Origin of the sequence: Vibrio sp. 1CM2L (assembly GCF_023161695.1) — a bacterium.
GTDB classification, from domain to species: Bacteria; Pseudomonadota; Gammaproteobacteria; order Enterobacterales; family Vibrionaceae; genus Vibrio; species Vibrio coralliirubri.
On record NZ_JALNTT010000003.1, the window covers coordinates 589,991 to 604,623 of the forward strand.

Annotated in this window: 9 protein-coding genes; 5 read left to right on the forward strand and 4 right to left on the reverse strand. The window is 46.1% G+C overall.

Features of this window, described 5'->3' with window-relative positions:
• Positions 1 to 132 precede the first annotated feature (132 nt).
• Positions 133 to 2,160 (reverse strand): alkaline phosphatase family protein, encoded by a 2,028-nt coding sequence (locus MSG34_RS12640; protein WP_248337673.1) that lies wholly within the window; start codon positions 2,158 to 2,160, stop codon positions 133 to 135.
• Between the two features lie 24 nt (positions 2,161 to 2,184).
• On the reverse strand, positions 2,185 to 2,685 hold the full coding sequence (locus MSG34_RS12645) for a hypothetical protein (RefSeq protein WP_248337675.1): 501 nt from the start codon (positions 2,683 to 2,685) through the stop codon (positions 2,185 to 2,187).
• An 81-nt stretch (positions 2,686 to 2,766) separates the two neighbouring features.
• Between MSG34_RS12645 and MSG34_RS12650 the strand changes: the two genes are divergently transcribed.
• From MSG34_RS12650 to MSG34_RS12660, 3 genes are all read left to right on the forward strand, one after another.
• Positions 2,767 to 4,095: a MipA/OmpV family protein gene (locus tag MSG34_RS12650; RefSeq protein ID WP_248337677.1), complete on the forward strand. Its 1,329-nt coding sequence runs from the start codon at positions 2,767 to 2,769 to the stop codon at positions 4,093 to 4,095.
• 198 nt (positions 4,096 to 4,293) lie between these two features.
• Positions 4,294 to 8,361, forward strand: coding sequence for an ATP-dependent RNA helicase HrpA (hrpA, locus tag MSG34_RS12655; RefSeq protein WP_248337679.1), 4,068 nt, complete (start codon positions 4,294 to 4,296; stop codon positions 8,359 to 8,361).
• Positions 8,362 to 8,504: 143 nt separating this feature from the next.
• Positions 8,505 to 8,999 (forward strand): outer membrane beta-barrel protein, encoded by a 495-nt coding sequence (locus MSG34_RS12660; RefSeq protein WP_017107497.1) that lies wholly within the window; start codon positions 8,505 to 8,507, stop codon positions 8,997 to 8,999.
• Between the two features lie 153 nt (positions 9,000 to 9,152).
• Here the strand turns inward: MSG34_RS12660 and MSG34_RS12665 are convergent, their stop codons facing one another.
• A complete protein-coding gene (locus MSG34_RS12665) occupies positions 9,153 to 9,935 on the reverse strand; it encodes a hypothetical protein (RefSeq protein ID WP_248338171.1) in 783 nt (260 codons plus the stop codon).
• Positions 9,856 to 10,641 carry a hypothetical protein gene (locus MSG34_RS12670; protein WP_248337681.1) on the reverse strand — a complete coding sequence of 262 codons (786 nt, stop codon included), beginning with the start codon at positions 10,639 to 10,641 and terminating at the stop codon, positions 9,856 to 9,858. The genes MSG34_RS12665 and MSG34_RS12670 overlap by 80 nt, the downstream gene beginning before the upstream one ends.
• 546 nt (positions 10,642 to 11,187) lie before the next feature.
• Between MSG34_RS12670 and MSG34_RS12675 the strand changes: the two genes are divergently transcribed.
• Positions 11,188 to 11,973: a TetR/AcrR family transcriptional regulator gene (locus MSG34_RS12675; RefSeq protein WP_048611674.1), complete on the forward strand. Its 786-nt coding sequence runs from the start codon at positions 11,188 to 11,190 to the stop codon at positions 11,971 to 11,973.
• Positions 11,974 to 12,092: 119 nt separating this feature from the next.
• Complete coding sequence (locus MSG34_RS12680; protein WP_248337683.1) at positions 12,093 to 14,591, forward strand: MMPL family transporter; 2,499 nt, start codon at positions 12,093 to 12,095, stop codon at positions 14,589 to 14,591.
• Positions 14,592 to 14,633 lie beyond the last annotated feature (42 nt).

Genomic DNA, 14,633 nt, shown 5'->3' on the forward strand with positions numbered 1-14,633 from the left:
CCAGTTAAAATTTGTATCGGGTTCCGTAACGCTGATAGCTATCAACTATAACTATTGGGTCTACAGAGTGTGATCGCAAGCGTCTTTACTAAAAACTGACATTACGGATACGCGAGCGATTAGGAGCACTTCCTAGTCCGGTTCCGGAAAACGCGTAACCTTACCATCGCCGCTCAGTGTGGTGATCGATTGCGGTTTCCCATCAGTGTCTAGCCTCAATTCACCAATCGCACTGCGGTTTGAAAGGCGATAGAAGGTTTGATTGTCGGGGCTTCGCTTTTCGATCTTCAAGCGTTTACGCTTAGTGAAGTAGTTCAAAACTGAGCGAGGGCTGTATAACAGACGGTCCCATACATCGCAGAATTTGAGCAGCGGAGCAGGGAACTGGTTTTTAATGCCGCTGCACGTGATTTGATAGATGTTCGGGCTGTTACGGCGATATCTAAGCTTGATGTCATAAGCGAAGGAGTAGTGAACATCGCCAGAAAGTACCACGAAGTTGGTCGGTGTTTTGGTATGGGTAAAGATACTGATCAGCGTATTCGCACTGCCCGGATGTGCCATCCAGTTTTCAGCGTCAATCACTAATGGCTTGCCGATTGTGGTCGCCATCTTTTGCAGTGTTTCAATAAACTTCACGCCAAACATCGGTGCAGCAGAAACGATCACCACTTTATCTTGATTCATTAACTGATGTTGAAACTCAATCAGGGCTTCCCAGTCCATTAAACCTGAAGGCTTATTCATGCGTGACTCTGAACGCCAGCGACGCGTTCGAGTATCCAACACAATGACTTTGGGTGAGGTATCTATTGTGTAATGCCACTCTTCAAAGCGACTCAGCATCTCAATAAAGGCTTGATGCTTGTCTGGCTCGATGTTGCCAATAGAGTGAGTAGTCGCTGCATTGCCGGTTTCATTATGAGTTTGTTTACTAATGCGCGGTTGTTTAGCAATGAGCGGTTGATCGACAAAAAGCTGTTTTGCTTGCTCGATAAACGTTCCGTCGAAGCTCTCAGGCTTGTTACCCCAACCCTGACACATCCAGTAAGCTGCGAGGCCGTTACCAATGACTTGAGTCGCGAACTGGTTTTGGTCGACGGCATGTTCCCAACCCACGGTAAGGTTCCAATCATCAGTCACATCGTGATCATCAAAGATCATGTACGTTGGAATATGCGCGAACAGACGTTGGACTTGCGGTAAGCCAGCAATGAAATCATCCATGATGACGCTTTCATCACGCCATTGTTGCTGCTCAGTCGGTGTTAATTGGCGTCCACCTTGAGTGAAGTTATTCTCAATTAAACGCTCTCGATTGACGCATTGCCACAGTGTTGGAGACCAAACCAATAGGTACATCGCGATAAACTCAGACAGCGTGACCAAGTGGTTTTCACAATCGGTAGAGCTAAAAATCGGCACGCCACGATTCGGGAAGAACTTATCGAGCATGGATTCTGAAGCGGTGTGGTGCGGCAAATAGTGATGACGCTGATATAAGTGATATTCACTGTTATACAGAGCGTCACTGCTGTTGATTTGCTTAATTTGCGAGTCGGTCGGTAAGCTCTCACCAACCAGACCAAGCAGTTGAATCACTTGCTGAATAGCATCAAGTGTTGGGCCTGCCACATGATCGGCGTAGATCTGATCGCCGCTCATCATCAGCATGTCGGGTCTTTCAGTGACGGTTTGCTCGGCCACCTTGTTGTCGGCTGCGACTAGGCTGTCTTTGCTTGGATGATGCGGATTACGGCAAGATCCATGCAGAATGTAATCAGCTGAGGTCGATATCTTAAACTCAACGCGAGATTTACCGTTGTAAACAAGGTGAGGAGCGAGCTCTTTTAGTGAACCTGACTCTGTGTGAATGTCATATTCAATAAGCGTATTAGTCGGAAACTCACCTTGTAAGCGAATTAGCGTTACCCACGCATGTGTACCGATTTGAATCGAATCATGTTCTTCAAGCGATGAGCTATAGAACGGCTGGTCTTGTGCTGCTTCAGAATCGTCTATTTCTTGAGTATGAAGCTCGGCTCTGCCTGTAAGAGGCGAACTGGTGGCTAACCAAAGTACCACTTCAGTCGCGGTGGTTTTTCTTAAAATGGGTCCGGCGAGTAACAGGGGAAGAGATGATGTCGTAGAGGGTTTCAATACGGTACCTAAAATCGTTGGTGGTTAGTCGTCGTGGTGTTCTTTTGTTTCGAGCTTGTTCGTGTCTGGCTTTGTGGTTTCAAGCGTTGATGCTTCAAGTTCTACTGAGTCAGATTCTGTTGATTCAAGTTCTGTTGATTCAAGTATTTCGATAACTTCCGAGCTAGAAAGTTCATGACCCATTAGAAATATTGCCAATAGAGCATCGGCTTTGGTCTTGGTATCAGAAGGCTCGTCTAACAACAGTTCGAGCTTTTCTCGAATCATAGCAATCTCGTGCTCAACAAAGCCACGGCCTTCTTCATCCCCTTGATTGTCTTCAGGGGCATTATCGAATTCAAGAAATAGCATGTCACCATCTAGGTTGGTATCCACCAAACGCTCGGGCAACCACGCCTCACCCATAACAATATCTGGATCGGAATCTTTGGGTAAGTGATCTATAATGTTTTGTAATTCGGAGACTTTCACAATACTTTCATTTAACCGAGAATATTCTACATTGTAACGGTCAATGCCGAGCAAACCTAAAAATAGTTAGCCGTCATGGTTAATAAATGTCTAATCAGTAACACAATATTTTTTTCAAAGAGTAATTACACAAGAATGAAGCTCAATTATTTACCGACTCTTCCGTCATCTGGATTGGTTTTACTAGGTAGCGCTTTCCTAAGTGGCATTTTCGTAAGTGCTAATGCGTGGGCCGCTGAAGAGCAAGAGTGGGGCATCGCTGCTATGTTCCGTACTGCGAGCATCCCTTATGACACGTCTGGTGGCGACCAATCGGTTAGCTCATTCGTACCGATGCTGTTTTTCAAGAACGATTATGTGTTTATTGACGGTACTGAGATGGGGGCATACCTCTATCAAACTGACGATGAGAAGTGGTCTTTCAATGCTATCTCTCGCATGCGCTTTATTGATATCCCGGCATCTGAGCAGAACGCGATTGAAGGCGATACGGTGGATTTCGGTGCTCAACTGACCTACCAACTTGATGATTCTTGGTCAGTTGAGACGGAATTAATGAGCGACAGTGAATACAACTTCCACGGTAACTTACGTGCTAAAGCTAAGTATGAAACCGGAGATTGGGAGTTTTACCCGAGCGCGACACTTCGTTATAAAAGTGCTGACTTCAACAGTGAGTATTACTCCGCGTCTAATGAAACCATCGGTGCCGGTGTTGACTTAAATGTTGGTGTTGAAACGCGTTACCATGTGGTTTCAAACTTGTACTTATTGGGTTCAACCAGTGTGACTCGATTGGACGATAACGCTTACGACTCGTCGATTGTTGAAGATCGTTATCAAGGTGAGTTGTACCTTGGCTTTGGCTTCTTTAACGACAAAGAGAAAGCGCCGAAACCTAAGCTGAGCAATGCGCCGTATTTACGTGTCGCACACGGCTGGGCAACGCCATCCAATATTGGCGACATCATGAAGTTCAATACAGAGAAAGACGAATACAACAACCAGTTGACCTCGTTCTTCTATGGACACCCGTTAACCGATGAGATCTTCGGCTTCCCGTTGGACATTTACCTAACGCCAGGTATTGCGCACCACTGGAGTTCAGACGTTCAATCAAGCAGCACCGAATACATTATCGCAATCAAAGCGTATTACACCTTTGATTGGCCAACTCAGTGGCGTGTTGGTGTGGCAGAAGGTATGTCTTACATCGATTCGATTACCTACATCGAAGGCTCTGAGATGGACCGTAAAGGTTACACCGCAAGCCATCTGTTGAACTACTTAGACTTCTCATTCGATGTCAACGTCGGCGACTTGATTGGTAAGAATGACTTGAACAACTTATGGTTCGGTTATTCATTGCATCACCGTTCTGCAATCTTTGAAAACGCATCCCAGTTCGGACGAATCAAAGGTGGCAGTAACTACAACACGGTTTACTTCCAGTACGAGTTCTAAGGTTAGTTTTGAAATGTCGTTTTTAGCCGTAGTTGACTAAGTACGACTTACATTTGACCTCGCTTTCATAGCTCCTGCGAGTGTTCGCGATATTAATCAGCCTGATAGCAAAAGGTTTTCCCTTTGCTGTCAGGCTTTTTTGTTTGAGACTTGTGATATAATCGCGCGAGTTTAATAAGTACAAGAATAGGACACGCTTTGACTTCGTCTCCGGAAAAAGCAGATAACAACAAGAATGCAGCACTGCCAAGTTCTTCACAGAGCAAAGCGAAACCAAACCAAGCTGCATCGAAGAAATCTGCTGAACAATCAAATACCAAAAAAGCTGATCAATCAGCGACAAACAACAAATCATCTCAGAATAGCCCAGCCTCTCTTCGTAAAGCGCTCAACGAATGTATGATGCGCGATCGCTTCCGTTTGAGTAAGCGAATTGCTGGTGCGAGCAAAATTAAGAACGAACAAGCTAAGCACGCTGTCTTTGATGAGATTGCGTTAGACATTGCTAAGTCGATGATGACGGCAACTCAGCGTGCGGCACAGAAACCAACGATTGAATACCCAGAAATTCTACCGGTTAGCCAAAAACGCGAAGACATCGCGAAAGCCATTGCTGAAAACCAAGTGGTTATCGTGGCGGGTGAAACCGGTTCGGGTAAAACGACTCAGTTACCAAAAATCTGTTCTGAGCTTGGCCGCGGCCGCTTTGGCTTAATTGGTCACACTCAGCCACGTCGTCTTGCTGCACGTTCGGTTGCGAACCGTATTGCTGAAGAGATGGAAACACAGCTGGGTGAGTTCGTTGGTTATAAGGTTCGATTCAACGACCAGATTTCTGACAACACCCAAATCAAATTGATGACCGACGGTATTCTGCTGGCGGAAATTCAACACGACCGATTCTTAAATCAGTACGACACCATCATCATCGATGAAGCGCACGAACGTAGCCTGAACATCGATTTCATCATGGGTTACCTGAAAGAGTTGCTGCCAAAGCGTCCTGATCTGAAAGTGATCATCACGTCGGCAACCATCGACCCTGAGCGTTTCTCTAAGCACTTTAATAATGCACCAATCATTGAAGTCTCTGGCCGTACTTACCCAGTAGATACGCGTTACCGCCCATTAGGTGGTGATGAAAGTGATTCAGACCGCGACCAAATCGAAGGCATCTTTGAAGCCGTTGATGAGCTGTGTGATGAAGGCCTTGGCGATATCTTGATCTTCATGAACGGTGAGCGAGAGATTCGTGATACCGCAGATGCATTGAGTAAACGCAACCTTCGTGATACTGAAATTGTTCCGCTTTACGCGCGTTTATCGGCGGGTGAGCAGAACCGTATCTTCCAGTCTCACACTGGTCGACGCATCGTTCTGGCAACCAACGTGGCAGAAACCTCGTTAACGGTTCCGGGCATCAAGTATGTTATCGACCCGGGTACGGCGCGTATCAGCCGCTACAGCTACCGTACTAAGGTACAACGCCTACCGATTGAGCCAGTGTCTCAAGCGAGTGCTAACCAGCGTAAAGGTCGTTGTGGTCGTGTTGCGGAAGGTATCTGTATTCGCCTGTACTCAGAGGAAGATTTCGAATCACGCCCAGAGTTTACCGACCCAGAGATTCTTCGTACTAACCTAGCATCGGTTATCCTTCAGATGACAGCGCTAGGCCTAGGCGACATTCAAGCGTTCCCATTTGTTGAAGCGCCCGATAAGCGCAACATTCAAGATGGTGTAAGACTGCTTGAAGAGTTGGGTGCGATCGCAACAGCTGAACCAGCTGCAAACAAAAATAAGAACCACGGCGATGACAAGAAGAAGCTAACGGCGATTGGTCGTAAGCTCGCGAAGCTACCTATCGATCCACGTTTAGCGCGTATGGTGATTGAAGCGCCACGTAACCGATGCCTACACGAAGTGATGGTGATTGCGTCTGCGTTGTCGATTCAAGATCCGCGTGAGCGTCCATCAGATAAGCAACAATCGTCTGATGACAAGCACAAGCGCTTCTTCGATAAAGAGTCTGATTTCATCACGTTTGTGAACCTATGGGATTACATTAAGCAGCAGCAAAAAGCGCTGTCGAGTAACCAGTTCCGCAAACAGTGTAAGCAAGATTACCTCAACTATTTACGTATCCGTGAATGGCAAGATGTGTACTTCCAAATTCACCAAGCAATGCGTGAGCTGGATACTAAGTTGAATACAGAACCGGGCAGCTACGATGGCATTCACATGTCACTGCTATCAGGTCTGCTTTCGCACATCGGTATGAAAGACCAAGAGAAGAATGAGTATCAAGGTGCACGTAATGCGCGTTTCCACATCTTCCCTGCGTCAGGCCTATTTAAGAAACAGCCTAAGTGGATCATGTCTGCTGAGCTGGTGGAAACCTCAAAACTTTGGGGGCGTGTTATCGCGAAGATTCAACCTGAATGGATTGAACCGCTAGCGAAACACCTGATTAAACGTAGCTACAGCGAACCACATTGGTCGAAGAAACAAGCAGCGGTAATGGCACACGAAAAAGTGATGCTTTACGGAATCCCAATCGTACCTAAACGCCTTGTGAACTACGGCGCGATTGATGCCACCGTCAGCCGCGAGTTGTTCGTGCGTAGCGCGTTGGTAGAAGGTGAGTGGGAAACCAAACACGCTTTCTTCAAGCAGAACCGTAAGCTTCTACAAGAAGTCGAAGAGCTAGAGCATAAATCGCGTCGTCGTGACATCTTGATCGATGATGATGAACTGTTCGATTTCTATGACCAGCGTGTGGGCGAAGAAGCGGTTTCTGGTCGTCACTTTGATACATGGTGGAAGAAGACCAGTCAGAAAACCCCTGAGCTGCTTAACTTTGAAAAGTCGATGCTGTTCCGAGGCGATGCTAGCCACGTTACCGATCTGGATTACCCGAACTTCTGGCATCAAAACGGTATCAAGCTGAAACTGAGCTACCAATTTGAGCCAGGCGACGACAACGATGGTGTAACGGTACACATTCCGCTGCCTATCTTGAACCAGATCGACCAGAACGGTTTTGATTGGCAGATCCCAGGTCTACGCCAAGAGCTAGTGATTAGCTTGATTAAGTCGTTACCTAAAACGCTACGCCGTAACTTTGTGCCTGCGCCAAACTACGCTGATGCATTCTTGGCTCGCGTGACACCACTTGAAGCACCGTTACTGGATTCTCTTGAGAAAGAGCTACGCCGCATGACGGGTGTGGAAGTGGTACGTGATGACTGGAAGTTAGACCAGATTCCAGAGCACTTAAAGGTAACATTCCGCGCTGTCGATCATCGCAAGCGTAAGCTGAAAGAACAGAAAGATCTGCATGAGCTGAAAGAGAGCCTGAAAGATAAGGTTCAAGAAACGCTTTCTAAAGTAGCAGACGACGATATCGAGCAGCAGAACCTGCACACGTGGAGCTTTGGTGAATTGCCAAAAGTCTACCAACAGAAGCGCGGCGGCTACGATGTTAAAGCCTTCCCTGCGTTGGTGGATACCAAAGACAGCGTAGAGATCAAACTGTTCGAAACCGAGCAAGAGCAGATCTCGGCAATGAAATCGGGTCAGCGTCGTTTAATCCTGTTGAACGTACCATCGCCGATCAAATACTTGCACTCGAATTTGCCGAACAAATCGAAACTTGGCTTGTACTTCAACCCATACGGACAGGTGCTCGATCTTATCGATGACTGTATCGCTTGTGGTATTGATAAGCTGATTGAAGAGAAGGGCGGTTTGGTTTGGGAACCAGAGCAGTTTGAAGCACTGAAAGAACACGTGCGTGCAGAGCTAGGTGATACCGTAGTTGAGATTGCTCAACAGGTTGAAACCATCCTAACCACGGCATTCAGCATCAGTAAAAAGCTGAAAGGACGCGTGGATCTTTCTATGGCATTCGCACTTTCTGACATAAAAGCTCAAGTAGAAGGTTTGATTTTTAAGGGTTTTGCCACAGAATGTGGGTGGAAACGCTTGCCGGATATTCTACGCTATATGAGAGCGATTGAACGCCGCATGGAAAAACTGCCAATTGACCCGAACAAAGATCGTCTTCACATGATCAAAGTTGAGTCAGTAATGAATGATTACAAAGAACTGCTGAATAAAATTCCAAAAGGGATCGCGGTTCCAGAAAATGTAAAAGAGGTGCGTTGGATGATAGAAGAGCTTCGTGTAAGCTTCTTCGCACAGCAGCTCGGTACGCCTTACCCAGTATCAGATAAGCGTGTTAAAAACGCGATTGATGCTTGCTAAAGGAATAAAGCTAGACGCAATGGCAAGGTTTGGGTATAAATCTTGCTTATTGCATTACTAATTGAATAGTTATTACATACAGGGCGACTTGGTGGCAATTTATTACCACTCAAGGCCTGCCACTAGGACGAAAAAGGTCGAATATGAAAAAAACGTTATTGGCACTAGCACTACTAGGTGCATCTTCAACAGCAATGGCTGATTCTTGGTTGTACGGCGGTGTAATGGGTGGTCAAAACTCATTCGCTGGTGAAGATGAAAATGCGGTGGGCATCCACGTAGGTACAGGTATCCTTCCACTAATTGGTGTTGAAGCGGGTTACTGGGACCTAGGTTCTTTCGACAACGTTAGCTACGGCAACCGTGCTAAACAAGGTGTTGACGTAAGCACAGCTTACCTAGCGATCAAACCAAGCATCGACTTCGGTCCTCTTCACGTATACGCGAAGGGTGGTCTTCACTCTTACGAAGTGAAAGGCGATAACTTCAAGCAAGACGATGTTGATATCATGTACGCTGTAGGCGCTGAATACTTCATCTTCGGTCCACTATCTGTAGGCGCTAGCTACCAAAACTTCAAAATGAAAGATGACGACGCAGGCGTTTTCTCTCTAAACGCAACTATCCACCTACTGTAATTAATCAGTAAAACGATCGTAAATAACGGTCGGATAGTCGTTAAAGAGTTCGTAAGAATTCATAAAAAATGCCAGCTTGATAGCTGGCATTTTTGTATCGGTTAACCGTGTAATCGCAACTCTGTTTTCTTCTAACAGGTAGCTAGCGGACGGTTACTTTTTACTGTTTAGAATACGCTGGATTCTTGGGTTAATCGCTTTGCCGTGTTGGCTTTCGTACTCTTCACGTTTTAAATCGTTTAGGTTCTTCACTGAGTTAGCGGCAAGCAGGAATTGTGGCAACTCCGTTTCTAGCATGCCTTTCTCATCTAAACGCTTCGCTTCCAAGTAGTACTTCTTAAACAGACCATCCAACTTGTTTTCCGCGGTGCGCTTTAAGTCGTACAGTTTGTTTTGGATTAACCATTTTTCAATCTTGTTCACCGCAGTGCGCGACAACACACGGATACGGCTATCCAGCAACTCTTCTTCCGTTAGAGAATCTTTTAGGATCCAAAGCTCACCCATTTGCGGCGGCCAACTGTTGCCAAGCTGAATACGCTCGTGACAGTGCATTAGCACGCGGTTAAGGCCGTCTGAATCAACAGAGTTAGCAAACTCGATGAACTTACCGCTTGGCTCACTACCGTACTGATATTCCCACTGTGTTTCGTAAACGCTCAAGAAAGAGCCAAACACGTGAATACACCAATCCGTTAATTCTAATTCTGTAGGATCTTGATCAACAACAGGCACTTGTTGAGACGCACCAGAATCCGCAGCTTGTGCAGCCGCTACTTTCACTTCGGTACTTTGCGCTTCAATCACTTCAGGTACTAATGGACCTGTAGCGTCAGGTACAACAGGTTGAGCTGGCTCAGAAGGTTGGCTTTTTGCCTTTTTGAATGAGCTGCTGCCTGAAGCGTTCAGATGGGCTAAGCTTTTGTCGATACCCATTTCCTTGAGCTTGTCCTGCATTTCCTGAATATTGAGAGGTCTTCTGCTGTTGTTGTCTTTCATTTTGCTTCTCGTTAACTAACCAGTACTGCAACTTAGATTCGATGCGTGATATTGGCATTAGTTCATTGGCTTTGGCTTTATACCAGAGGACAAATTTTTTCCATACTAAACTATGGTCACCAGCAAGGCCGGAGAATTTAAACGCACGTTCCGCCCATGTTGGAATGATCTCTTCATCCAAATCATGCGTTGAAACGGTGTTGCTGTTCATTGAGCCTCGGCCTTGTGGGCGAGGGGCCTGTTGCATGTGTTGCATTGGCGCCGGAGCAGGCTGAAACTTAGGTGCAGGTGCAGGTGCAGGTGCAGGTGCAGGTGCGGTAGAGTAGACCGGAATACTATTGGTCGGTTGAACCTCAACGTGCACCGCAGCTTGCTCTTGCTCAATGAGCATTTTGAAAACGTGAATCTCTTTTTTATCTCGATAATCTACTTTCACCTTATCGAGAAAACCTTGGTCGACTAAACACTTAAGACAGTCGGCTAAACCAAACGTAGAGAGAGCACAAAGTTGACCTGCTGTTTGTAGGCACACATTGGTGTAGCCGAATTCGTCAGCACCGTCTGCAAGCATCAATAAAACCAGCTTTTCTGCAGGGCTAGAAGTATTCACTTGCCAAGCTAAATAAGAATATTTGGCGCTCAATATCGTGTTCTCAAAAAAGGTAAGTCGTTGTCACTATTGTAAGTCACCCCTTACCGAATTTATAGCAACTTAACAGAAAACGACATTAGTAAGCCAAATATTGACCATAAGGAGACGTCTGCCCCATAAAGTAAGCCTACAGTCATTCATTCTTGTAGTTTAAGCTAGGAACCATTGGGCATGAATACGCATAACAGCGTAAAGTGCCGACATTTTTTGTTAGGTTAAGAATGACCAATTCGCTTTCGCATTCTGTTGGTCAAAATACAGGCGTTCTTTTAAGGTCTTCTCTCAAGGTCGACTATTGATGATTGTCTTATCGACTCTCCATCCCCTTATCTATCTATTCATAAACTGTATTTAATTTATAAAACACCTTGATATGATCAATATTTGCGCTATTATGACGATAAGTCAGAAATGACGAAGCGTCATAAAATGGTTAACTACATGAATTTACTATTCGTGTTAATATATTGGATAGGAGTGCTTTAAATACTGGCGAAGCTTAGATGATAGCTAAGCTAAAATACGGACTGAGAAATTATGTTTGGCTTTGGTTGTAAAGGCGATAAACAAGGTATCTTTGGTTGCAAAGGCGTGTTGTCTAAAAAGCAGCAGTCTATCGCAGACCGAGAAGTAGAATTGATGTTGTTAGCAAAAGATCTGGTTCGAGAGCAAGGGTTCGGAAACCTGACGATGGATAAGCTAACGGCCGCGAGTTCTTATTCAAAAGGTACAATATACAATCACTTTTGCAGCAAAGAAGACGTAGTTTTAGCCTTGTGTATTCACTCTTTAAAGGCCGAAGCATTAATGTTTGCTCGTTCTGGAGAGTTTGAAGGCAACACACGCGAAAAGGTCGTTGCATTACACGTTGCTTACCGAATCTATGTTCGCATGGAGCCGGTACTATCAACTTGTGCGATCATGGCAAAAAGCCCGTGGGTACTAGAGAAAGCGTCTAGTGCACGCGTAGCCGAGATGAATGAACTGGAAGAATTGGTGATTGAACAAGCCGATTTAATGGTTAACCAAGCAGTCGATGCTGGTGACCTAAAATTCCCTTCTGGTATGGGTTCAGACGCCATCGTGTTTGCAAACTGGTCAATCGCATTTGGTTCAAATGCCTTGTCACAGAATGCTTCAAACAGTCATTGTATTAAGCGGTTACAAGACCCGTATTCAGTATTATACAACGCGAACATGCTACTAGACGGCCTCAACTGGCAGCCTCTTTCTACTGATTGGGACTACCGCAAAACTTGGCGTCGAGTAGAACAAGAACTGTTCAGTGAAGAGATTGCCTACTTAGAATCTGTAGGTCGATAGCTTCCATTAAGCCCACTCATGTGGGTTTATTAATAACCATTAGTGACGATTCGTCATAAACTTAAGTTTAGCCTAGTGTGGTTTTGGTTTTCTTGAGTATATGACTAAGAATTGTGTTTTTGTCAGCTTCAGCTGGCTTTTTAAGACACAACTATGACGAATCGTCACAAATGGAGACTGTGATGGAACATGACAGCCAGAAGCCAGCTTTCGATCACCAAAATCGAGATAACCGTAACGTCGATAGCGTAAACGGGGATCTAAATAACAGTTGGCACTCAATACCGACCAAGCGTTCGTTTATCGTTCTGCTGGTGGTTTTTTCAATCATCATTCTCTCTGCATTAGGGGCAAAGAACCTTTACTTTAGAGGGGACTACAACATCTTCTTCGAAGGCACCAACAAACAGTTGATGGCGTTCGATGAAATCCAAACTACCTTTGCGAAAACCGACAACCTCGCGATTGTTGTCGCACCTGAAGGCGGCAATGTCTTCACCCCAGAAACACTCACCTTAATTCAAAACCTCACGGTCGATGCGTGGCAGATCCCATACTCAAGCCGTGTCGATTCGCTGGCCAATTATCAGCATACCGAAGCCGTTGAAGATGACCTCTTAGTGGAAGACCTGCTGTATGAAGAATACGAGCATACGCCCGAGCGCATCGCCAAAGTCAAACAGATCGCCCTCAACGAACCACTGCTTAAGAATGCCTTAGTGTCAGCCTCTGGCGATGTGACCATTGTGAACGTCACTGTGCAATTGCCAGAAGTGGATAAAACCGCGGAAGTGCAAGAGGTGATTGCGGCCATCAACGCCATGATTGGCAAGTACCAAGCTCAGTACCCAAATGTTGAGTTCCATAAAGCGGGCATCATCGTCATGAACAACGCGTTTATGACTTCGGCTCAAGAAGATAGCTCAACGCTGGTTCCCTTAATGCTGTTGGTGGTGCTGGTGTTCCTGACCTTTATGCTGCGCTCGTTCTTTAGTGTGGTGGCCACGCTTATTGTGATCATCTCCTCAATTGTCGCCACCATGGGTTTATCCGGTTGGGCAGGGATGTTCTTGAGCACCGCAACCGTGAATGTTCCAACCTTGGTTTTGACTTTGGCGGTGGCCGATTGTGTTCACGTGATTGTGACCATGAGACAAGCGATGCAGCGCGGTATGGAGAAAGCACAAGCCATTCAATACAGCATCAAGCTCAATGCGATGCCGATTCTAATCACCTCAGTGACCACTGCGATCGGCTTCTTGATGATGAACATGTCGGATTCTCCAGTATTAAGAGACTTCGGTAACTTGTCGGCACTAGGCGTACTCATCGCGTGCTTCCTATCTGTAACTATGTTGCCTGCATTGTTAAAACTGCTGCCAGTTAAACGTCTATCTGCCAATCCTAAGGCGGCAGACAAAGTCACCTTTATGGATAAGCTCGGTGACTTTGTCGTTGCGAACCGTAAAGCACTGCTGCCTGTTTCAACTCTTGTGATTGTCGGTGCTGCTGCGTTAATTCCACTCAACAAAGTGAACGATGAATCGGTGAAGTATTTCGATACCTCAAGCGAATTCAGACAAGCGGCCGACTTCATGGAAGAGACCGTAAGTGGCATGACGACCCTCAGCATCGCAGTGAAAACCAACGAGTCTCAAGCGATTGCTGATCCTGTGTTCTTGCAAGCGATTGGTGACTTTACTGAGTGGCTACGCGTCCAACCTGAAACCGACCATGTCGCAACACTTTCTGATGTTTACATGCGTTTGAATAAGAACATGCACGGCGATGATGACAGCTATTACCAGCTACCGCTTAACCGAGAGCTAGCCGCGCAATACCTACTGCTTTACGAGATGTCTCTGCCGTATGGCTTGGACTTGAACAACCAGATCAACGTCGATAAGTCATCGATCAAAATGGTACTCACGGTCGATAACCTAGGCAGTGTGGAATTGGTGGAACTCGAAGAGCGCATTTACTCATGGTTTGCAGCCAATGCACCTCAGTATGAAGTAGTCGCGTCGAGCCCATCACTGATGTTTGCTCACATTGGCGAAACCAACATGGCAAGCATGTTATCAACTTTGCCTATCACCTTAGTGCTTATCTCTGGCTTGATGATTTTTGCATTGCGCTCAGTTCGCTTAGGCATGATTAGCCTAGTACCAAATATTGCCCCGGCGATTATTGGCTTTGGTTTATGGGCGCTCATCTCCGGTGAAATCAACCTAGGTTTATCAGTCGTGGTCACGCTCACGTTGGGTATCGTGGTTGATGATGCGGTGCACTTCTTGAGTAAATACCAGCGCGCCAGAATGGAAGGGAAATCAGCAGAAGAAGCGGTCCGATACGCTTTTCACACCGTCGGACGCGCATTGTGGATCACTACTGTCGTGCTTGTGGCGGGCTTCTCAGTGTTGGCGATGTCGAGCTTCAGACTCAACTCCGATATGGGCTTGCTCAGCGCGATTGTGATTTTCATTGCGCTGGTGGTCGACTTCATCTTGCTACCGAGTTTGCTGATGATCTTCGACAAACAGACTCACTATTCAAACAAGCCTGACACTAAGTCCCAGCCTAGCTCGACTGGCGAACTGTCTGCTTCAACCAAATAAGGAATCGTCAGCCTGCTGCGGTGGGCTGACTCAAGGAGATAT